The sequence below is a fragment of the Candidatus Litorirhabdus singularis genome (assembly GCF_026262625.1).
Classification (GTDB): domain Bacteria; phylum Pseudomonadota; class Gammaproteobacteria; order Pseudomonadales; family Halieaceae; genus Litorirhabdus; species Litorirhabdus singularis.
Genome location: NZ_SHNN01000001.1, coordinates 62,175 through 82,873 on the forward strand (window position 1 = coordinate 62,175; position 20,699 = coordinate 82,873).

A 20,699-nucleotide genomic window follows, 5' to 3' on the forward strand; every position below is an offset into this window, starting at 1 on the left:
CATGTCGATAAATTGTATACGGACTCTGCTGGAAGACGCCGAGAAAAGTCACCGTGATAAACCCGCCTTGATTTATAACGCACAAAGCCTGACTTATGCGCAGCTTTTTGAAAAAGTGAATCAGGTGGCCTTATACCTGACTGAACTGGGCCTGCCGAAAAACTCACGTATCGGAGTCTATTCCAACAAGAGTATCGAGCAGGTAGTCGCCCTGCTGGGAATTTTGTCTACAGACTATATCCTGGTGCCGCTGACCAGGCTGCTAAAACCCGAGCAAGTCGAATACATCATTAACGACTGTGACATCAAATGCATTATCACTGACAAGATCAAGCTTGAGAGCATCGAGGAAATTGATTTTGACGGCCACGTAATCTCATACGAAGCTGCCGGCAAAGGTGTGCCTTCCTTTGAAGAAATTTTCAAGTACTACAACAAACCCTATACCTGCGACATAAGCGGCCACAGTAATGCAGTAATCACCTACTCTTTCGGCCTGACCGGAACCCCCAAGGGCATTGTTATATCGCATCGAAACCTGATCGACTCTGCCCGGGTTGTGTCCCAGTACTTACAGCTTGAAGAAGACGACATTATTTCAGGTCTGCTTATTTTCAATCTGGATTATGGCCTCAACCAGATTTTTTGCACACTTTATAAAAGAGCCACCCTGGCTCTGCACAGACCTATTCTTCCCGAGGATTTCTTCAATCACGTTATCAACGACAAGGTCACGGTAATACCACTGATGCCGATAAATTTGTCGCAAATATTCGATGATGACGCCAAGAGAAGGCCCAGCGCAGAACTGTTTGATAACGTTAAAACCATTACCTCATCCGGCGGCAACGTAACCGCGAAGATGATCAAGGACTGCAAAGAGACTTTTCAAAAAGCCCAGTTCTACTCAATGCATGGGCTCACAGAGGCCTTCCGCTCTACCTACCTCGATCCATCACAGGTACAAATCCGACCGGACTCAATCGGCAAGGCAATACCTGATGTTGAGCTATATGTTATCAATGAGGACGGCGACGAGTGTGCCGTACGTGAAGTCGGCGAACTGATTCATCGCGGCGGCTATATCTATCGCGGCTTCTGGAACGCACCGGAACAAAACAAACTGCGCTTCAAGTCTGTAGACATTCTTAAGAACATCGTCAACCTGGAGGGGCAGTTGACTGATGAAATCGTTGTCGCCTCAGGTGATTATGTCTACAAGGATGAAGAGGGTTATTTCTACTTCGTATCCCGACACGATGACATGATTAAAACCAGGGGCTTCAGGGTCTCCCCCTACGAAATAGAATCCGTGGTCCGCAAGAACATTCCGCAGATCGACCAGTGTGCGGTTTTTTCTATCGATAATGAACTCATAGAAGAAGAGATAGTATTGGTTTACTCAGCCAGCCACAAAATAACTGAACAGGAAATTCTGTTTGAGCTTAAAAAGCATCTGGCCTCTTATATGATTCCCAGCAAGGTGGTCTACAAGAAGTCTCTGCCGCTGGTGCAAAGCGACAAGAACCAGGTCAACAAGGACGAACTGAAACGTGAACTGACCGACTAGCGCGGGTGTTCTATAAAAGGATCACCACGTTGAACATCACCAATCACCATACATAACCGTTCTTCCGAAAATGTGGTTTATTTTCCTTATCATCACTAATATCTGGATACGGATAAATACAGACAGCAGTTCGAGGAAATATCCAGTGACTCTCCCACCCGTTAGACGAGTGACGAGATTTACTCCGGCACTTTCCTCCGACCACATAATTTACGACCCCATAATTTATTTCTGTAAGTTCGCGTTGCCTCAGTAGGCCGAAGGTTCAAGCCCTTCTGGGCCCACCAAATTTTATTATAAATCATAGAGTTATAACTGCTTAGAGCATCCGACTATGGGTATGGACTCATAGACATAAAGTCGGTGGGTGTATGACCGTAGGCTCAGTGGTTGGTTCTTCATCTATACTGTTTAGACAGCCCGGACAGCGCAAGGAGGCGCGATCGGTATGCTGTCGGATGGCAAGGATGCCGTTGGTGACGCCAACTATGAGCGACACCGACCCGAGCAGACACTGCTCTACCAGCTCGTTGAAGCACACAACCCGACCCTAATCGAGCAGTTGGGGCAGCAAGGCAAGTGTTTGCCTGAACATGTCCGCCGGGAATTCGAAGACTACCTCAAGTGCGGCCGCCTGGAACATGGATTCCTTCGGGTGCGCTGTGACAAGTGCCATTTCGAGCGGCTCGTGGCATTTTCCTGTAAAAGGCGTGGATTCTGTCCCAGCTGTGGAGCCCGCCGCATGGCCGAGACAGCGACCCTTCTCTCTGATGAAGTTTTTCCCGATGTACCGCTTCGTCAGTGGGTCATAAGTTTTCCCTTTCCGTTAAGGTATCTATTCGCCGCTCATCACCAGGCAATGGGTAAAGTCCTAGGAATCGTTTATCGGGCGATTTCGACCCACCTGGTACACAAGGCTGGGTATCAACTCAAAGATGGCGCCACCGGTGCGGTCACGCTGATCCAGCGTTTTGGCAGCGCCTTGAACCTGAATATTCACTTTCACGTCCTGTTCCTTTGGGAAGGATTCCAGGTCAACAGCATTCAATCAGCAGGGACGCCACTGAGGAATTCGTTGGTATAGCGTCCGGAGCGCCCTACCGGTTCGTGCCAGGTTTCTAAGATGAGCGAAAAAGATTTACAAGACCAACTAAGCGAGTACTCACCGCAGGCACTGCGCGAGTCTGCTAACGCGCGTCGTCTTCCACCATTTCAGGATCCGAGACTATTTTCTGGACGACCAGTTACTTTCGACACCCCATTAATACTTCTTATACTCCTGACCCCTGTTTGCGTAGCGCCAGCCAATGACTTCACGTTAACTTGTCAGTACCCCAGCGGGGGGCGCGCGCAGGCCTTGTAGTATGGCGATGGGTACCACGACGGCAGACAGGGCAGCTGCCCAGATACCCTTGATAGTGGCGTAGGCAACAGGAGACAAAGCTTCTACGCCGAGCAGCGCCAGTAGTCCCAGCAGCAGGGGTGCGGCGAGTGCTGCACCCAACACTCCCATCCACGGGGCAGCCAGCCAGGGGTTATAGGGTAGCAGCCAGGCCAGAGCCAGGCCCTCGGTGCCTGTGGGTATGATCTCTTCTTTGTTTCGTTTGCGCCTAAATAACCCGATAAATATGGCGCCCAGGATCGCGGAAAGGATAAAGCCCGTGATTATCAGGTCCTTGCCATAACCATGCTCACCCCAGGTGCTGATCTCGGTCAGGCTGTGCAGGGTGCCATAGGCTATGGCGGCATTGAGTACCAAATTGATCACGATGTTCTTTTTGGTTTCGCTGCGAATGTGATCTTGTACGGATAGCAGCGAGCTATTTTCATTCATGTCTTTCACCACAACTATTCAGGACCCGATGATAGTAGAGTGCGAGCCACGGGTGAACCAGATAGATTCGCGCATAACACTTATTAACCAAACCCTGCCTGCCGTAGAAAATGAGCAATCTCCTCCGGGTCATCATCCAGATTGAAGCTGCGTCCCAGGTCAAGGTCACTGCCATTGCGGTCGGTGATAGCAATGGCACCCGCTTCATGTACCGGACGGCCATCGAACAGAGCGCGAAATACCGGCTCCCAGCCTATCCAGTCCTCGAATTTGCCGCGGCATATCTTTGCCCGGGAGTTCATCACCAACCCCATGGTGCTGGTCCAGTCCTGAACCAGATCCGACAACGCCTCGCTCCCCAGTTTCACCGTAGCGGCGTCAGCGGCCTGCCCCCTCGACAATGCGCAGGGCGCCACCTTGCTCAACCAGGGTGATACTGCGGCCGTCCACGTCGAAGCTGAGAGATGGCAGGTTCTTGTAGTCCAGACCCCTGGCGGCGAGTTCAGCATTGCGCGGCAGGGCCGCCGGGATCAATGCATCAAAGATGTCATCCCGGTTAAGGTCCTTGCGCTCACAGTGACGTCTGGTACGACAATCGATAGACATAGGTTAACTGGCCTCAGGAGTATGAAAAAGCATAGCATCGGCGCTTTCTATCGACTTAATACCCAACGTCGGGGACAAAAAGGCTGTGGCACACTAACATGGCAGAAATCGCGAATGAGCCATAACCAACCATGTCACCAGTTTTCCGCATCACCACCCATCTGTTGCTTGTTGCCACGCTGCTCGCCTGCGACAGCAAACCCGAGACTGCCCCGGCCACGGAGCCGCTCGAAATTATTGCCAGAACCCCGGCATTCGCAGGCGATGACCAGCGCCAGCCCTGTCGCGATTCACACCCGGACAAGCGGGCTTTCTTTGGCGCACTGCATATCCATACCAGCTTATCTTTCGACGCCTGGGTTTTTGACAACGACAATGGACCCGAGTCGGCCTATGCCTTTGCCCGTGGAGAACCCATATTCAGTGGTCCGGAACAGGTACGCCTGCAGATCGACCGGCCCCTGGATTTCGCCGCGGTAACCGATCACGCGGAACAGTTCGGACAGATCGGCATCTGCACTGACCCGGCACAGGAAGACTACAACCACCAGGTATGCCACACCATCAGGGGCGAAGTATGGTGGGCTGCACTGTTGCCCGACAACCTGTCGCGCCTGGGCCGCATATTTTCCAGCGGGGGTGTCGGCCCCACGGCGGTGTCTGTGGAAGAAATCTGTCCCGGGGATCCAACCTGTACAGTTCAGGGCGGACCTGTCTGGGAGCGTATCCAACGTGCCGCGGAACAGTCTTACGACCGCAGCGCCGACTGCGAATTCACTTCCTTCGTGGGTTATGAATATTCCCTGACCACTCCTGATGGGGGGAACAACATGCACCGCAACGTGCTGTTTCGCTCTGCAGAAGTACTGAATCTTCCGGTAAGCGCCCGCCTGGCGAAGCGACCCCTGGAGCTATGGCGACATCTCGAGGCAGCCTGTAACGGCGCCGACAATGGCTGTCAGGCACTGGCTATTCCCCACAACAGCAATGTCTCATCGGGAGAGATGTTTGCACCGCAGTATGCGGATGTCGAGTCTATTGAGCAACAGACTGAAATCGCCAGTTTGCGCCGTCGAACCGAGCCCCTGGTTGAAATCTACCAGAGCAAGGGGGATTCGGAATGCCGCAATGGCCTGTACCGAGTCGGCGGTGCCCCCGACGAGTTCTGCGACTTTGAAAAACTCCGTCATGAGTCTGAGGGCCTGGAAGATTGTGGTGATGCGATTGGTGACAAAGGGTTTGCAATGACTGGCTGCGTCTCGCGCCGCAACTTTATCCGCTACGTTCTGACGGAAGGTCTTGAGCAGCGTGCGCGCCTGGGAGTCAATCCCTTCGAGCTGGGGATCATAGCCGCTAGCGATACCCATGACTCCAACGGCGGTGACGTGGACGAGTATGACAACCGCTCTGGCCTGGTGCTCACCGATACGCCCGAGGAACGCCTGCAACCGGAGACCGTCCTGCCTGGTGGCGTTGCCTCGGTACGCCAGGCGCGATTCAGCCCCGGCGGTCTGGCGGGTGTATTTGCCGAGCAGAACACCCGGGAAGACTTATTCGATGCCATGCAACGCCGGGAAGCCTTTGGCACCTCCGGCCCTCGCATCGTGCCGCGATTCTTCGCCGCTAACGCCTTGCCAGATTCGCTCTGCGACTCTACCGATATGATTGCCAGGGCTTACGCAGCCGGTGTTCCCATGGGCAGCACGCTGACCTCATCAGCGAACTCCGTATCTCCTGATTTTCTGGTAGCGGCCACTGCTGACAACGGCACCACAGAACATCCCGGCGGATTGTTGCAAAGGCTGCAGGTTATCAAGGGCTGGGTGGATGAAAACGGCATAATGCAGCAGAAGGTCTTCGACGTGGCCGGTACGCCGGACAATGGTGCTACGGTGGATGTCGGCAGCTGTCAGCCACGTGGTGAGGGCTTTAGAAGTTTATGCACTGTGTGGCAGGACCCGGGTTTTTCCGACAGCCAGCACGCCGTCTATTACGCCCGTGTGCTGGAGAATCCCAGTTGTCGCTGGAACACCTATCAATGCAACGCGTTCCCCGCTGACGAGCGCCCGCCGACCTGCGATGACCCTGCCTACCCGAAAACTATCCAGGAGCGCGCCTGGACCTCGCCCATCTGGTATGCCCGCCAATAGCTTGGTTATACAGGGCATAAGTGCTGGCGTGTTTATTCTATTAATCAACACCCCATCGTGGGTTAACCTGTCTTCATCACATAGCTCGGTTGGAGTTTGATGGAAAGTATCGAAATCAGCCCTATAGCCGCCTACGCACTCCTGGCCATGATGCTCTATGGTATTGGAGAAATGCTGTGGCTAACACTGATAAGCCGCCAGGTCAGCTTCCGTCATGATTTCTGGCAGCCACTCAGGAACGCGATAGCCGTCACCCCGCTCAGCTCATTGATCCCGCTGTTTGGAACCGGTTTCATGGCATTGGCTGGCCACTCGCTCGCCCCGATATCCCTGGAGCACAGCTGGTACATGTGGATTATTGGCCTGCTGATCTATGAATTCTGGTATTGGGTGCAGCATTTTCTGGCCCACAAAGTACGCCTGCTGTGGTGTTTGCATTCACCCCACCACGCCCCCGACAACATCAGCATGGTGGTGGGATACAACCATCACCTGCTGGAAGTACCCTACATGGCGTTCTTCCTCGGCTTCATGCCGGCGGTATGCGGAGTCCCCGTTGAAATTATCATTGCTATCAATGTGATCGACGCATTCTGGGGCAGTCTGTTGCATATAAGCCCGCGGGTGGTAAGCAAACGCTACGGTCCGCTTGAACACTTCCTGCAAACCCCCTCCTACCACCGGGTACACCACGCAAAGAACCCCATGTATATGGACACCAACTACAACTCAATGACCCTGTTCTGGGACTGGGCCATGGGCACGCTACAGCCACTGCGTGACGAGGAACCAGTACAGTACGGAATTACCCGTGACGTAGATGTAGAGAGCTGGCGCGACGTACAGTTGGGCGAAATGGCCCTGTTGTGGCGCGACATCCAACAGGCACCGGGGTTAGGAAACAAGCTCAGATATATGCTGATGCCACCGGGTTGGTCACACACGGGCAACCACAATATGGCCAGCACCCAGAAGCAGGCTTTAACTGCCCAGTAGTTACTTGGAGCTTTCCGCGCTGGCAGGGTCCGCGCCCACCGCTGTTAGTTGCGCCTTTGATCCAGTCAGCATCTGCCACCAGGCTTTCAAGGGCCCTACCTGGGCTTCCCAAACGGTATCAATTTTCTCTCCGGAAGAAAGACCCGTGGGCGGGTACTCATCTACCGCCGGATGGTAGTAGCTGCCAAACACTTTATCGAACAAAGGCAGCCATATGGCGAAGTTGGTATCCTGGTGTTGTGGCAGCCTGGAATGATGAATCCAGTGGTACTGCGGAGTCGAAAAATAGGGCAGCAATCTGTGCAGCCAATCGTAGCGAACGTTGGCGTGAATGAAAAAGTCCCAGACCGGTGGCAGCAGGCCGGCGACCAGAATTGCCAGCATAGTTTGTGGCGGCGAAGACAGATCGAAGATCAGCCCCACGCTCAGGCCGCGGATGAGTGCCTGGCCCGCCAGCTCCAGGAAATGTGACCGGTAGATAGACGTGGTGTTCAGAGTTTCGTCACTGTGATGGAGCTTATGCAGTTCCCACAGAAATGGCAGCTTATGTTGCAGCCGATGCCACCAGTAGTACCAGAAGTCTGCAAGAAAGCACGAAACAAACAGCAGAACCAGGGCATTCAACGCCAGGTCGATGGCCGGCACACCCAGTCCAATGTCGATAGCCGGATAAGCGAACACAGGCGCACCGATACTCTGCGCCACAAACAAGCTGAACGCGACAACCAGGGCCGAAAATGCCGGTGTGATCAACCAGTTAGAAAAGGTGATCTTCCAGTTAAACCAGAAATGTGAGCCACGAATATCGCTATTCACTGGAGACAGTTTCTCCAGCAAAAGAAACACCGGCCATGTCACCAGCAACAAACCGTAGGCATAACACAACATAATGAACGCGGGAAGAAGCTGATCGAGATACGCAGAAACCATCTGCACTAACCTCCAACGGGGATATTTCAAAGGCGCAGTTAATATAAGCGATTACTAACTTGATCAATTAGCCGAATTTGGTATGGCTACTATGCTTTACAGACCTGCCACCTTAACGATGCCAATGCGCTGGAAGGTCCATCGGTAACGAGTGCTGCGACTATGAAAACTCAGGCATAGCTGTAAGTTCAGACTGCGCTAATTACCAAGGCGCCAACTGGTTTAGCATAGAGTCTGAACCAATACGAGGACGTCCACAAGTGATTACAGAAGACGCAGTCATCTCCGACGAGGTAACCATCAACGCACCGGTGGAGCTGGTCTGGGATATCCTCCTGGACTTCGACGCCTACGGGGAGTGGAACAGTTTCTGTCCCACAGCGCTCAATACGTCGCTGGAACTGGGTGCCGCAGTAGACATGATGGTGAACCTCGGCGACTCACTGTCCAACCAGGTGGAGTACATCTCCCGGGTGGAGCCTCTCAAGTGCATCGCCTGGGCCATGGCCAACAAACCAGAAGACCCGGTACATGCCCAGCGCAGCCAGAATCTCAAATCACTGGACGCTAAAAGTTGCACCTACCAGACCATCGATGAATTCAGCGGTCCGGGAAAAACCGAGATGATGACCCACTTCGCTCCGATGGTGGAGGCTGGCTTCAACCGCTGTGCCTACGACCTGAAGGCGCGCGCCGAACAACTGTACTCCAGCACTGATTAGCGAACTGCGGTATCTCTGGGGGTGTACCAGACAGGCGAGGTGTAGGCTCGCTCCTGCACAAATTTGGGTGCGCCAGCCGGTACCGGTTCATCAAATCTCACCGCGTCGTAGTTTGTCCAACGCGGTGTTGGAATCTCCAGCACTCGCGCGTAGTAAGCGGCGTGCTGGCCGGGGTCAAAGTCCGGATCCTGCCACACGGTGGCCAACTCCACAGCGCCAATGTTGTTGCGATATTCCGCCTTGCGCTCATCAATTGTTGTTCCAACCGACGCCAGGCGATTGTCCCGGATAGTGCGCCCGGCTGAGGCCGCCACATTGTATATTCGCTCGTGCGTTACGCCTTCAGGGTCGACCCAGGCCTTGATTATCTGCACCCGGTCAAGGTTGGCGCCCTGCGGGTCCTTCATGGCGGAGACCATGAATCGCGGGGCATCGACCTCTGGTCTGAAGACCAGTTCCCCTCCCATGGGAACACCGTGTTGATAGCCGAACTCGACAAAAGCAGCGCGCTGCTCATCGCCAGGCTCAAACTCCCAACCGGCAAACAGACGAACTGCGATTCGGGGACCGGTGGTTGCATAGGTTTCGCGTCGACGGATCGCATCGAACAAGGCGTCGCGCGTATTTTCGCGCGCCCAGACCGCGGCGTAGCCGGAACTACTGAGCATCCAGTTGAATACCGGCGATTCAAGCTCGCCGGTTGTAAAGGGTCTGGCCATCCGGCCACGCTCAGGTTCATTGCCTGACTGCTTGCCGAAGAAATTGTCCTCCGCTGCGGTGGCCAGCGAGGTATGTGAGTCAGTGCTGCCAATCATGCCAAACTTGAATGGATTTGCGCCGAGACTCTGCTGCAGTGCCAGCCCATTGCGCAGCGCCTGCCGCGCATATTCATGCTTGAGCATCTCCGATGTCTTCGCAGCACTGGCAAACAGGTTGAACTGGTCCCAGTTCTCGAAGTCGGCAAATTCATCATCCGGCGAGAGGTAGGGGTGCGTCTCACCATCACCCTTGATCTGCGTGACCTCGATAATCGGCTCCCAACGTGCACGTCGCCGCGCATAGTCGCGATCGATGGGCTCACCGGCCAGCGTCTCCTCAGCGAACATCAGTCCATTGCTCAAATTGCCATTGTGAGGTATAGCCAGAACCGCACCACCGGTTGTTGCTTCATACTCAGCCATGTATTGCCATAGGGCTTCGGGATCACCACTGTCCATCGAGGTAAACGGCAACACGCTGGAGGTCCGATCTGAACCGTCACGGAACATGACATTGCGGTGCAGGTTGTTGCCATCCGGTGTGGAGGTCCATTCATAACCGATAAAGGCGGTGAACAAACCGGGTTCGTTGAACGCGTCAGCAACAGCACCTACTTCTTTCCACAACGCCCGCTGCACCGGAGCCTCCAACTCCAGACCCCGTAAAGAGTGCAGATAATCCAGGGTAACGCCGTGGGCCTCATCGACGTAGTCTTCGGGATTTTGCACCTGGCCAAGGCCCATGGCGAGGATCGCAAAGTCCTTTAGGACGAGAAAGTCTTCTCCACTGTCTATGTACCTGATCATGTGCTGGCCGAAGCGTGTGTTCAATAACACTGGCGAGCGCTGGTAGAGCTTGGGCATAACACCGAGAAATGCGCCGTGGTCGGCCACCATCAGGAAGTCCAGGGGCTGCGCCAGTCGCGCCCTTACCCCAGTCTGGCTGGTCAGGGTCTCGCCGCGGGCAAATCGGTAGGCCTGCTCAGGCCCCAACGTTCGGTTTCCCATACTGAACGCATCGGTGGAGAGATTGGTATGTACATGGGTGTCACCCCAGAACACTCTACGCGGAATGTCCTGATGTACCGCCGGGGAATATTCGGCGGCTTGGGCAAGGGAGCACAAGGCGAGCGCCAGCGCCAGACAGGTAGTGCCAGGCCATCTGCCAGCACCCATCACTGACTGGTTGCAATCAAGTCTGCGGGTTTCTCGATACCCAGGCGGTGGTAGTACTTCTCGGGAATGTTTGCAGGGTCTTTGTAGATATAAACCTTGCACGGAGAAATGCCCACGTCCTCCGGCGGATCAACAATAAACAGCGGCACACCGGTACGCAGTGCCGTGGTCAATTCCATGGAGGGTTCATGACAGCAGTAGATAGGGAACTCCCGCCGGCCATAGGTCAGCGCACTCTGGTCTGTGACAATGGCATTGTCACGTGGCTTGTCGTAATGGCCCTCGCGAATCAGCCGCGCGCCGCTGGGGCAGGGGTCTGGCATGAAAGTGACCTTGTGGTCGTCTTCGGTGACCGTAAAGGGCAGCATATGGCAGCGGGTAAACTGCATGATATTTTCAACTTTCTCGCGGAAAGACAGGTTGCCGTCGCCATCCATGCCTTCCGTGCGCATAACCTGGGAGAACACCCAGTTCAGCTCCGCTTCTCCGAACTGCCGGTAGGCAATACTGAGCAGGGCCACCACCCTGGACATCATACTGTCGTGCAGTGCCAGGGCATCGACCCGGAGCGCTTGAGCATCAGCCACCAGCTGCACGCCTTTACCTTGTTCATTCAGCGCTAGCAGTGCATCGACGCGCGTATTCCAATCAGCGGCCACACCCTCGGTAGCACAGCGTCTCTCAGGGGCGATTTCGTAATCTTCTACGGATTGCAACGCCTGCTCCGCGATCTCCGCGCTGCCCAGCTTCTCAATGCAGCCCAGGATATTGCGCTCCCAACCGCTGTAGCTGAAAAACATGGTCATCAGTTCGACCCTGAACCGTTCCACCAGCCACGTAATTTCTGTTGTGTCGGCGTTGTCACAGGCCTCCCCGATGAGATCGACAGTCAGACGACCAGCATTGGCCAGCTCCTGCTCACTAAATTCGCGGTTTGAAACAGTCATCAGAACACCCGGTAGCGACGCTGCACATGCGCCTGTCGCACCGCGATCTCATCACGCCGCTGCTGCGGCGTCAGGCGCGGCATGTCCGCCGGGATATAGTCCTCCACCTGATCGAGCCGAATCTTCTCTGCCCGGATCGTTGGGAAATCCTCCTCAGCGGGCATCTCGGCATAGGCCCAGCGGTGCGAGAGAAAGCCCTTGGGCAGCCCGGTGGTGTCCAGCCAGTTCTGTACACCGGGGTCCTTGTGGGCAATGATCCAGCGTTGTACACCATCCTCACCCATGAACATCTGGTGCAGGTTGAGGCTGCTCTGGTGATTGGCATAGTCCGGCGATTCACCCCACAGGTTGCCCAGGTGCACACTGACGTACAGCGGGTCGCCAGTGTAGGTAGCTTCAACGTAAAGCGCTTCATAATCCTGCAAGTGATACATACCACCGGCATAGACGTTGGTGCTCATTCCACCACCGGTATCACTGGAGGCAGCATTTGGCTTGTTGTACCCATTCTCCTGGTAAAAGTACCGGCCATCCTCCGGGCCACCGTGGCTGCCGAAAACGTTGAGCACCTTGTCATAAAAATCCAGCCAGAACGCCATCTGCCCGTTGAGTATCGAACCCATCTCGCGCAACTCTGAGGCGGCCCGCTCCGGGGTCAATGGCTCCGGGTGCCCGCCCTCGCGATCGAGGTTGGTAATGCTGAGATGTATAGCTTCCTCGTTCTCCCAGTCATAAAACAACTGGCGACCGCTGATAAACGTAGCGTAGCGGTCCGCGCCCTCCGGGTCCCTTTTGTTGGGGCCTTTCACCGTGCAGAGAAAGTTGCCCGTATAGCCTTCAGGTTTCTCAGGGCCGAGTAACAGTTCAAACTCACCGTTATCATCGATGACCAAACTGGAGGTATCCAGGGTGCCAAAACCTGTCCGAAAGCCCGGCACCAATTCGCGCAGGTCACCGGTGTCCCCGGACATAGGTCCATTGGCAGTTTCAAAGATGAAGTACTGGGGCGCATAAGGCCCCTGTGCCGGTCGTGGCAACCCCTTCCAGTGACTGAAATCCGCCGCCTTGCCCTTGATCAGGTAGCGATTACGACCATCAATCGGTGCGTAAAAGTAAATCGCGTCGGCATTCTCAATGGTCGACTTGTTAAAAATCGACAGGGCGTTGCGAAAGGCAGGGAACTCCGGGTCAGCATGAAACGTGCGCTCTATGGCGTGGTGCACAAACCCCATCAGATAGCGGTAGCCCTCCGCCAGGATCCGTGGAGATGGCTCCGGTGCAAAGCGATCGGGGCTTTCTATAATGTCCCGCGCATCCTGCAACTTGTCGATCAGATCGTCCCAGGCTTCCCGCAACTGGGCACTGTCCCTGCTTAAATCACCGCTATCACTCATGTTCTTACACCCTCTGGTTTGTCTTTCTAACCGGCAACGGAGCCGCCGTCCACGGACAGGATTGCACCATTGGCAAACCTGGCCTCTGCCGATGCCAGGAAGCAAATGCTGGCCGCCATATCTTCCGGTTCTGCCATTTCGTCGAGCAGGCTGGTCCGCGCAATCAATCCCATGTCGATATTGTCATCGAGCTGAAATCCCTGTAGAAAAGCCGTCTTGGTCCCACCTGGGCAAACCGCATTAACGCGCACCCCCTGCCTTCCAAATTCCAGCGCCAGTGTGCGGGTCAGCCCCAGCAGCGCATGCTTGGAGGCGACGTAACTGCTCATATACGCCTGCCCCTGCAAACCCGCAGTGGATATCACGTTAATGATCACGCCGCGACTTTCCACCAGGTGAGGCATTGCCGCCTGGCTGAGATAAAAGGGTCCGTTGGCATTCACTGCCATGGCCAACGCCCAACCTTCATCGGTCTCCTCTCCCAGGGCTCGTATACCGCCAACCCCGGCGACGTTGCACAGCACATCAATGCCTCCCCAGCGCGCAGAAACATCCGCAATAGCGCTGCGACAGGCATCGCCGCTGGTCACGTCCAGGCGGGCGGCGACGGCCTCATCACTGCCTCGTTCCATTTTTCTGACGGTCGCTTCCACCCCGTCCTGGTCGAGATCTACACAGTAGACCCTGGCGCCCTCGGCGGCGAAGCGCAGCGCTGTCGCCCGCCCCATACCAGAGGCAGCGCCGCTGACAAAGACGCGCTTGTTTTCAAACCTGTTGTTCATGTATTACTCCGGAAAATTGCAGGGGACTACAGTGTGTGCGGATTCACCATGACACCACCATCCACGTTCAGTGAATGCCCGGTGACAAAAGATGACCGTTCAGAACAGAGGTAAACCACCGCATCGGCTATTTCTTCCGGCTGGCCAAACCGGCGCATGGCATGAGTACCTACGGTGTGTTCCCTGGCCCCCGGCACGGTATCAATATAGTTGGCCAGCGCCCGGGTCAGTATGGCACCCGGATTAATCGCATTGACACGAATGCCCTGCTGCGCATATTCCGCCGCCGCGGTGCGCGTCAGCGCAATAACACCACCTTTGGCTGCACTATAGGGAGATTGCAGCGCCTCACCGCGCACCCCGGACAAGGAAGCGATATTCACAATCGCCCCGCCACCCGAAGACAACATCGCTGGTATCTCGTATTTCATGCTCAACCAGACACCCTTCAAGGTAATACTCTGGCAGCGGTCCCAGCTTTCTTCAGTGACATCCGGGACCCGGTTGAAACCGCCGCCACCCGCTGCATTATTACAGGCACAGTCCAGACGGCCGTAGTGCGAAATCACCGCGTCCACCATCTGCGCAACGGCGGACTCACTGGAGACATCGGTCTCCAGTGCCAAGGCGTCACCGCCTTCTGCACGAATCAGTTCAACGGTTTCCTCAGCAGCACCCAGGCGGATATCCGCCACGGCTACCCGGGCACCATCGCGCGCGAACATCTGGGCCGTGGCGCGGCCAATACCGTCACCGCCACCCGTCACCAGACCAACCTTATCTTTGAGCAGCATAACTGACCCTTCTATCCCTGTTGTTCCCAGTAAACAATGGGTGGTTCACCGGGGCGATTCTGACGCGCTGAGCGTCGCTCACGTTCAGCGTCATCAAACATGCTCTTGAATACCAACTCGCGCTCGCCTAGAGTTTCACTGTACTCCCAGACCCGCTCATAGCCGATATGCTGGTAGCGCCATTGGCCATCGATCTTGATGTATTCATCCCAATAGATGCCATTGCCGCGAACTTTCATATTGTGATCGAGAATATGCACCGTATCGTCCATGTACCACACACCTGTCGCAGTGGTCTCACTGGTAATCTCTATCTCGGGGTGATGACCATGGTGTTGGTGCAGTATCCGCGGGTTGGAGAGACTATCGGTTAGAAACCCGAGAATCGCGGCGCGCCCCTGGTAGGTGTGCCGTCCACTATCGTAAGAAGAGGTCGCATCCTCGGCGAAACACGCCTCCATCGCCTGGAACTGCTTGCAGTCCAGGTAACGAAAATAGCGGTATTTGAGTTTCTTTATCTCTTCTGCTTCTTCCAGTCGATTCATCGCTCGGGTCTCCGGTGTGTTGTCAGGTTAGAATTCATCAGACTGCGAGATCATAGCTGGCGAGGTAGCGCGCAAAACGGTCCTGCACCTGGTTCTCTGTAAGCCCAAAATCGGCCAACTGATAATCGTGGCTGCCGTGCTTGCCCCGGGGATGATCGACAACATACTGACTGATGCTGTCCCGTGTCTCCGCCGGACATCGGATCGCTAAAGATTCATAGATATCTTCCACAACCGCCACACTGTCTTCGATGAAATCGTTGTAGTTCACATCAACGATTCTCGAACTGTCCAGCCGCGCACGCGAGTCCATACTCTGGTCCATCTGCATAGCCAGGTGCTCCAGCACCCGCCGCCCCATATCATGCGGGTCTGTCCGGGATTGTTCCGGTACAACCGTCATCATCATGCTGCAGTAGGACCCCACGACCTCCAGCGGGTTGCGGTGGGTTATCACGATTCCCGCGTCGGGGTGCTCAGACAGAATTATATCAAGGTGGCAAACATGGGAGGGGGTCTTCAGCAACCAGCTCTCTCCCGGTCGCTGCCACTGCAGCAGTCTCAGCAGATTGGCGTGATAGGCATACTGGTAGCCGCGTTCCACCCCCCGGTAGAATTCAGCATAGGGTTCCAGGAAGATTTCAAAACCGTAGGCCGCATCCTCAAAGGTGTGATTGGTCAGGAATATACATTCCTCCGCCGAATCGGCACCCATAAAATGGATTTTCTTGAAGTCCGATGATTCATTCATCGCGTCGTAGTATTTTTTTACCCGCAGGTAGCGCGGGTCCTCTTGTCCCGGCGCCAAACCTTCGAGAGGTGACGGATTATGGGCCTCCCAGAGTTTCAACGATCGCCAGGCGGGGTCAACAGAAAGGACATTGAGCAGCGCCGAGGTTCCGGTCCGGGGCAGGCCTGTCAGAAAAAGCGGCTGTGAAATGGTCTGTTCCAGTGCCTCCGGGTGGCGCTTGAAGGCATCTTCTATTTGCAAACGACTGACCAGCAGTTCCAACATCCGGCGTCGCAGTTTGCCTTGCGCCTCGGTGGTGAAGTTGTTGCTCGAATAGGTATCCAGCAACGCGGCCAGCCCCAGCTTGAAGCGTTCATCGCCAAAGTCCGTCAGCCCGGCGATCTGCATCGCTTCTTCAAGTAACTGCTTCACTTGGATGAGTCCTCCTGCTGCCCCTGGCCACTGTGGATCACTGCGATTTCACGTATCAAAGGGTGATCATCTTACACAGCCCAATCGCCCAAACTAGGCGATAAACGCTATAGCACCTATGAATTCGCCACTGCCCGGCAGCGCCTGGACCATTCTTGCAGTCTATAGCTGCTAAACGTCAATACAGCTTCCGATTCATAGCCGCGTTGGCGACAATGGTGACCATAAATCGATCCAGCTTGAGTACACGACAGGGGAATCACGTGGATGAGCAAAAACGCACGGTTCTGATCACCGGCGCCGGCCAGGGAATGGGGCTGGTGGTGGCCCAGCGGATGGCTGAGCTGGGCCACAAGGTGTTGATCAATGACATCGACCCAGCCAGGGCCACGGCGGCTGCAGAGCAAATCACGAAGGCAGGAGGTGACTCATGTCCCCTGGCCTTCGATATCACCAAAACGGAGGTTGTGCAGGACCAGGTTGGCAGCTACGAGGCGGCCAACGACCCGATCGATATATTGATCAATAACGCAGGAAATGCCGGCACCCAGGACACCCACCAGATCGCCTTCAAGGACATGCCCCCGGAGGAGTGGGATATATACCTCAAGGTCAACCTGTACGGCGTGCTCAACTGCACCCACGCGGTGCTGAACGGGATGTGCGAACGCGGCTGGGGCAGAATCATTACCATTTCCTCGGAAGCAGGGCGCGCCGGACTGGACATCAATGTTTCTGTGTACGGCGCCGCCAAGGCAGGTGCCGCACACCTGATGCGCCACATTGCCCGCGAAGTGGGGCCCAGCGGCGTTACCGCAAATGTGCTCTCCCTCGGCTTGATGGACAACGTGCCCGAGGAATTCGCTGGCCCCATCATCAAAACCATACCCATGCGTCGCCTCGGCAGTGGCCACGATGTCGCTTCAGCAGTGGAATACCTGGTCTCGGAGCAAGCTTCGTGGGTGACCGGCCAAACCCTGCCTATCAATGGCGGCTCTTATGCCATCTGAGGCCGTATCTGAGGCCGTCCGGCTGTTTCCGCAACAGGTGTGTTTCGTGGTCGCCGACGTAGCTGCGGCGGTGGCATATGCAGAGTCCCTGTTGGGCTGGGGACCCTTTCACACCTTCCAGGCTGATGTCGCCGAAGCCAGCTACCGCGAGTGGCGCGGGCGCAAGGTGACCGATGTCGCACTGGGCATGGCTGGTAGCGTACAGGTCGAGTTTCTCCATGTGCACCAGGGGCATGACACCACCGCCGACTATCAGGCGCAATACGGCAGCGGCTTCCAGCACATAGGCACCTATTGCGAGGACCTCGCAGGCGCCACCGCCCGGATGAATAACCTGGGCGCCTCCATAAACGAGGAAAACGAGTATCCCGGCATCAAGTTCGCCTTCGTCAATGCGCCCACCGGGCCGGGCATGTTCGAACTGCTGCAACCGACACAGGCACTACAGGAAAACAAGGGCATTAGCGACAGCGCACAGGCAGTTGCCGCCCAAGAGCCAAAGCCGGCCATAGATCGCGCCACCATTGTCACCGCTGACATGGACACTGCACTTGCCTTCTACACTGCGGCATTCCGCTGGACGGAAACGGAGGCTCAGGAGGACACCCTGCTGTGGGGAGACAAGCGCCATCCGGTCCTCAGGCATATCGCCCGTGCCGGTAAGCTGGAACTCGAGTTGATACAACCACTCTCGGACAGCGCCAACCCCTACACTGAACACCTAGTACGCGGCGATCATGGACTGGTCCATGCCGGCGGCCCAGCTGATTTTTCGCCACCCGGTGAGCCAGCCGGGGAGGGCTCTTGGGAAAAGAATGACGAGCACTTTGCGTTCCATGACTGGCCCGGCGGGCCTCGCTCGCTGCAAATTCGCCAGTCCCCGTAATCAAACCTGCGGAGAGAACATGTTTCTCTATTTCGACCTCAGCTATTACTTCAACATGCTGCGCCGCATCTGGCACAAAAAACACTGGCCGGGTCGCAACGCCTTGTTACTGAGACTGATTCTGGTAGTACCCCTGCTCTACCTGGTTCACTCGGTGTTCTTCTTCCTCGACAAAATCCTCTTCCCAGGGCTGTGGTTCCAGAAAATTGAGAAGCCCATTTTTATCGTCGGCCACGCGCGCAGTGGCACCACGCTTCTCTCACGACTGCTCGCCTACGATGCCGATCGCTTCAGTTTCTTCCTGTACTGGGAGATGTTCTTTCCCTCGCTGCTGGAGAAGAAAATTATTCGCGGTCTTGGCGTCATCGACCGGGCTCTGCTGAACAGCTTTTTCTTCAAGCGCATCCAGGCCTGGGATGACAAGACCTTTGGGCCCTACCGCCATATCCACAACATGGGTCTGTGGGTTCCCGAGGAAGATGACTTCGTTATGAATGTCACTTTCTTTGCAGCGTACTGGCAACTCGCCGCCCCGGTTATGGACATCAATGACATGTTCTACCTGGACCGAAAACCGGAGAAACTGCGCCGGCGGGTTATGGGCACCTTCAAGGAGTGCGTACGCCGGCAACTGTATCTCTGCGGTGGCGACAAGATACACCTCTCCAAGAACCCGGTGTATTCAGGCCGGGTGGCCAGCATTATCGAGGCATTTCCCGACGCGCGAATTCTGATCAACATTCGCGATCCCCTGGAATGCGTACCCAGTAACATGAAACTGATGGAGGGCAATTACCTCGGCAAGGGCTGGCAGTCGGAGGACTACGCCGAGTCCCTGCGCATACTTGAGACCATGTCTTACGACTGCTATCGCATGCCCCGGGAAGTACTCTCCAGAAAAACCCGGACACCACACATGGTTGTGGACTACAGGGACCTGGTCGCGGAACCTTTGAACACGATCGAGTCGATCTACAACAAGCTGGAATTACCTCTCTGCGAAGCCTACCGCGAGCAGCTGCAGGAACGGGACAGCAAGGCGCGCGAGCACAAAACAACGCACAGCTACAGCGCCGAGGAATACGGCATCGATACCCAGCGAATGCTGGCAGAGCTGGAGGATTTCTACCAAGAATTTCAGTGGCCGCGTCCCGACCAGAGTTCAGCGGCTTAAGGAGAAGACATGTCAACGCCCGGTAGACCCCTGCGGGGGATAAAAGTTGTCGACCTGACATCCGTGATCTCAGGGCCCTACTGCACCATGCTGATGGGTGATCAGGGTGCAGAAGTGATCAAGGTCGAGCGTCCCGGTGTCGGTGATTTTTCGCGTCACCTGTTAACCTCCAGGAACGGCCTGAGTGCCCTGTTCGCCAACCTAAATCGCAACAAGAAGTCGGTCGCATTAAACCTCGATATCGAGGCAGGCAAGCAGGCTTTGATACGGCTGGCGGCGGAGGCTGACGTGCTGGTAGAAAACTTCAGACCCGGGGTTATGCAAAAGCTCGGGCTGGATTACCCACGCATCAAGACGATCAACCCACAACTGATCTACGTCTCGATCAACGGTTTCGGCAGCAATGGGCCGCGGGCCAGCGAGCCCGCCTACGATACCATTCTGCAGGCAATGATAGGAATGATCGAGCAGCAGCGGGCGCCCGATACGGGTGAGGTCGACCTGATCAGGACAGCCCTGTGCGACAAGGTCACCGGCATCACCGCGACCCAGTCGATCTGTGCGGCCCTGTACGAGCGGGAAAAGTGGAACAGCGGTGGTTGTCGCATGGAACTGGCCATGCTCGATGCCTGCCTGTCATTCTTCTGGCCAGACGGCATGACCAACCAGACCTTTATCGGCGAGGGGGTCGATCTGCAGCGACGTCTTTCGGAGTCTTCCCGTCTGTTCCCTACCGCAGACGGCCACTTGGTCCTGAGCGCTGTACAGCCCAAGGAAATTGAAGGCCTGTGCCGCGCGCTGAATGCGTCGAGCCTGCTGAGTGAGCCAAGGTTTGCCACAACAGAGCTACGGGTTAAGAACTTTCCCGACTGGGAACAGTGTATTCTCGAGCATGTTCGGCAATTTACCAGCAATGAACTGGTACCCCGGCTTAAATCCGAAGGTGTACCTCACGCCCGGGTCCAGGAGAGTCACGCCGTTCCCCAGGATTCACAGGTACTGGCGAGGGAGTTGATCAGCGAGCAAGAGCACCCCCGCTCCGGCCTCTATCGCAGCGTGCGTCACCCGGCTGTGGTCAACGGCAACCTGGGTGGCCATAAGCCTACAGCCCCCCCTGCGCTGGGCGAGCATACCCGTGAAGTCTTCGCTGCATTGGGCTACCAACAAGAACATATTGACGCTCTAATCGCGGGCTAGGTTCGACCACAGGTTTGCACGCAATTAGCTGATGGCGGCCTCTATCTTCACGTGACCAAAAAAAAG

At 55.7% G+C, this 20,699-nt stretch carries 19 protein-coding genes and 1 pseudogene; 9 read left to right on the forward strand and 11 right to left on the reverse strand.

What is annotated here, in order from left to right:
• The first annotated feature begins 1 nt into the window (after position 1).
• Together EYC98_RS00235 and EYC98_RS00240 are read left to right on the forward strand one after the other, a co-directional pair.
• Entirely contained in the window at positions 2-1,570 is a 1,569-nt protein-coding gene (locus EYC98_RS00235) for an AMP-binding protein (RefSeq protein WP_279243290.1), read from the forward strand.
• 448 nt (positions 1,571-2,018) lie between these two features.
• Positions 2,019-2,588: pseudogene (locus EYC98_RS00240) on the forward strand (transposase zinc-binding domain-containing protein); the annotation flags it as partial.
• Positions 2,589-2,888: 300 nt separating this feature from the next.
• Here the strand turns inward: EYC98_RS00240 and EYC98_RS00245 are convergent.
• From EYC98_RS00245 to EYC98_RS00255, 3 genes are all read right to left on the reverse strand, one after another.
• Positions 2,889-3,404 carry a hypothetical protein gene (locus EYC98_RS00245; protein WP_279243292.1) on the reverse strand — a complete coding sequence of 172 codons (516 nt, stop codon included), beginning with the start codon at positions 3,402-3,404 and terminating at the stop codon, positions 2,889-2,891.
• An 83-nt stretch (positions 3,405-3,487) separates the two neighbouring features.
• Positions 3,488-3,751 carry a hypothetical protein gene (locus EYC98_RS00250; protein WP_279243293.1) on the reverse strand — a complete coding sequence of 88 codons (264 nt, stop codon included), beginning with the start codon at positions 3,749-3,751 and terminating at the stop codon, positions 3,488-3,490.
• Between the two features lie 31 nt (positions 3,752-3,782).
• Entirely contained in the window at positions 3,783-4,010 is a 228-nt protein-coding gene (locus tag EYC98_RS00255; RefSeq protein WP_279243294.1) for a hypothetical protein, read from the reverse strand.
• Positions 4,011-4,141: 131 nt separating this feature from the next.
• On the opposite strand from EYC98_RS00255, the gene EYC98_RS00260 reads away from it, so the two are divergent.
• Positions 4,142-6,160, forward strand: a complete 2,019-nt coding sequence (locus EYC98_RS00260) for a DUF3604 domain-containing protein (RefSeq protein ID WP_279243295.1) — start codon at positions 4,142-4,144, stop codon at positions 6,158-6,160.
• Positions 6,161-6,259: 99 nt separating this feature from the next.
• Positions 6,260-7,156, forward strand: coding sequence for a sterol desaturase family protein (locus EYC98_RS00265; RefSeq protein WP_279243296.1), 897 nt, complete (start codon positions 6,260-6,262; stop codon positions 7,154-7,156).
• Here EYC98_RS00265 and EYC98_RS00270 read toward each other — a convergent pair whose 3' ends face one another.
• Positions 7,157-8,086 carry a sterol desaturase family protein gene (locus tag EYC98_RS00270; RefSeq protein WP_279243297.1) on the reverse strand — a complete coding sequence of 310 codons (930 nt, stop codon included), beginning with the start codon at positions 8,084-8,086 and terminating at the stop codon, positions 7,157-7,159. It lies immediately after the preceding gene.
• 260 nt (positions 8,087-8,346) lie between these two features.
• On the opposite strand from EYC98_RS00270, the gene EYC98_RS00275 reads away from it, so the two are divergent.
• Positions 8,347-8,808 carry an SRPBCC domain-containing protein gene (locus tag EYC98_RS00275; RefSeq protein WP_279243298.1) on the forward strand — a complete coding sequence of 154 codons (462 nt, stop codon included), beginning with the start codon at positions 8,347-8,349 and terminating at the stop codon, positions 8,806-8,808.
• Here EYC98_RS00275 and EYC98_RS00280 read toward each other — a convergent pair.
• Genes EYC98_RS00280 through EYC98_RS00310 form a run of 7 tightly spaced genes read right to left on the reverse strand, consistent with a single transcriptional unit; the run spans position 8,805 to position 16,366 of the window.
• Positions 8,805-10,742: a DUF3604 domain-containing protein gene (locus tag EYC98_RS00280; protein ID WP_279243299.1), complete on the reverse strand. Its 1,938-nt coding sequence runs from the start codon at positions 10,740-10,742 to the stop codon at positions 8,805-8,807. The two genes, EYC98_RS00275 and EYC98_RS00280, sit on opposite strands and share 4 nt — an antisense overlap.
• A complete protein-coding gene (locus EYC98_RS00285; protein WP_279243300.1) occupies positions 10,742-11,689 on the reverse strand; it encodes a hypothetical protein in 948 nt (315 codons plus the stop codon). Before EYC98_RS00285 ends, EYC98_RS00280 begins: the two co-directional genes overlap by 1 nt.
• Positions 11,689-13,083, reverse strand: coding sequence for a hypothetical protein (locus tag EYC98_RS00290; protein WP_279243301.1), 1,395 nt, complete (start codon positions 13,081-13,083; stop codon positions 11,689-11,691). The genes EYC98_RS00285 and EYC98_RS00290 overlap by 1 nt, the downstream gene beginning before the upstream one ends.
• Before the next feature lie 26 nt (positions 13,084-13,109).
• Positions 13,110-13,865, reverse strand: a complete 756-nt coding sequence (locus tag EYC98_RS00295; RefSeq protein ID WP_279243302.1) for an SDR family NAD(P)-dependent oxidoreductase — start codon at positions 13,863-13,865, stop codon at positions 13,110-13,112.
• Between the two features lie 26 nt (positions 13,866-13,891).
• On the reverse strand, positions 13,892-14,659 hold the full coding sequence (locus tag EYC98_RS00300) for a glucose 1-dehydrogenase (RefSeq protein WP_279243303.1): 768 nt from the start codon (positions 14,657-14,659) through the stop codon (positions 13,892-13,894).
• Between the two features lie 11 nt (positions 14,660-14,670).
• Positions 14,671-15,204 (reverse strand): nuclear transport factor 2 family protein, encoded by a 534-nt coding sequence (locus tag EYC98_RS00305; RefSeq protein ID WP_279243304.1) that lies wholly within the window; start codon positions 15,202-15,204, stop codon positions 14,671-14,673.
• A 37-nt stretch (positions 15,205-15,241) separates the two neighbouring features.
• A complete protein-coding gene (locus EYC98_RS00310; protein WP_279243305.1) occupies positions 15,242-16,366 on the reverse strand; it encodes a sulfotransferase family protein in 1,125 nt (374 codons plus the stop codon).
• Positions 16,367-16,629: 263 nt separating this feature from the next.
• Here EYC98_RS00310 and EYC98_RS00315 point away from each other — a divergent pair, with 263 nt between their 5' ends.
• From EYC98_RS00315 to EYC98_RS00330, 4 genes are read left to right on the forward strand one after another with little or no spacing between them, the layout of a single operon-like run.
• Positions 16,630-17,376, forward strand: coding sequence for an SDR family NAD(P)-dependent oxidoreductase (locus EYC98_RS00315; protein ID WP_279243306.1), 747 nt, complete (start codon positions 16,630-16,632; stop codon positions 17,374-17,376).
• Positions 17,366-18,262, forward strand: coding sequence for a VOC family protein (locus EYC98_RS00320; protein WP_279243307.1), 897 nt, complete (start codon positions 17,366-17,368; stop codon positions 18,260-18,262). The genes EYC98_RS00315 and EYC98_RS00320 overlap by 11 nt, the downstream gene beginning before the upstream one ends.
• A 19-nt stretch (positions 18,263-18,281) precedes the next feature.
• Entirely contained in the window at positions 18,282-19,436 is a 1,155-nt protein-coding gene (locus EYC98_RS00325) for a sulfotransferase family protein (protein WP_279243308.1), read from the forward strand.
• A 9-nt stretch (positions 19,437-19,445) separates the two neighbouring features.
• Positions 19,446-20,633, forward strand: coding sequence for a CaiB/BaiF CoA transferase family protein (locus EYC98_RS00330; protein ID WP_279243309.1), 1,188 nt, complete (start codon positions 19,446-19,448; stop codon positions 20,631-20,633).
• The last annotated feature ends 66 nt before the right edge of the window (positions 20,634-20,699 follow it).

What these genes read in the sequence shown, in the direction of transcription:
- EYC98_RS00235 (WP_279243290.1), top strand. Translation starts at nt 2, where the DNA reads ATGTCGATAAATTGTATACGGACTCTGCTGGAAGACGCCGAGAAAAGT.
- EYC98_RS00245 (WP_279243292.1), bottom strand. Translation starts at nt 3,404, where the DNA reads ATGAATGAAAATAGCTCGCTGCTATCCGTACAAGATCACATTCGCAGC.
- EYC98_RS00255 (WP_279243294.1), bottom strand. Translation starts at nt 4,010, where the DNA reads ATGTCTATCGATTGTCGTACCAGACGTCACTGTGAGCGCAAGGACCTT.
- EYC98_RS00260 (WP_279243295.1), top strand. Translation starts at nt 4,142, where the DNA reads ATGTCACCAGTTTTCCGCATCACCACCCATCTGTTGCTTGTTGCCACG.
- EYC98_RS00265 (WP_279243296.1), top strand. Translation starts at nt 6,260, where the DNA reads ATGGAAAGTATCGAAATCAGCCCTATAGCCGCCTACGCACTCCTGGCC.
- EYC98_RS00270 (WP_279243297.1), bottom strand. Translation starts at nt 8,086, where the DNA reads ATGGTTTCTGCGTATCTCGATCAGCTTCTTCCCGCGTTCATTATGTTG.
- EYC98_RS00280 (WP_279243299.1), bottom strand. Translation starts at nt 10,742, where the DNA reads ATGGGTGCTGGCAGATGGCCTGGCACTACCTGTCTGGCGCTGGCGCTC.
- EYC98_RS00285 (WP_279243300.1), bottom strand. Translation starts at nt 11,689, where the DNA reads ATGACTGTTTCAAACCGCGAATTTAGTGAGCAGGAGCTGGCCAATGCT.
- EYC98_RS00290 (WP_279243301.1), bottom strand. Translation starts at nt 13,083, where the DNA reads ATGAGTGATAGCGGTGATTTAAGCAGGGACAGTGCCCAGTTGCGGGAA.
- EYC98_RS00295 (WP_279243302.1), bottom strand. Translation starts at nt 13,865, where the DNA reads ATGAACAACAGGTTTGAAAACAAGCGCGTCTTTGTCAGCGGCGCTGCC.
- EYC98_RS00300 (WP_279243303.1), bottom strand. Translation starts at nt 14,659, where the DNA reads ATGCTGCTCAAAGATAAGGTTGGTCTGGTGACGGGTGGCGGTGACGGT.
- EYC98_RS00305 (WP_279243304.1), bottom strand. Translation starts at nt 15,204, where the DNA reads ATGAATCGACTGGAAGAAGCAGAAGAGATAAAGAAACTCAAATACCGC.
- EYC98_RS00320 (WP_279243307.1), top strand. Translation starts at nt 17,366, where the DNA reads ATGCCATCTGAGGCCGTATCTGAGGCCGTCCGGCTGTTTCCGCAACAG.
- EYC98_RS00325 (WP_279243308.1), top strand. Translation starts at nt 18,282, where the DNA reads ATGTTTCTCTATTTCGACCTCAGCTATTACTTCAACATGCTGCGCCGC.
- EYC98_RS00330 (WP_279243309.1), top strand. Translation starts at nt 19,446, where the DNA reads ATGTCAACGCCCGGTAGACCCCTGCGGGGGATAAAAGTTGTCGACCTG.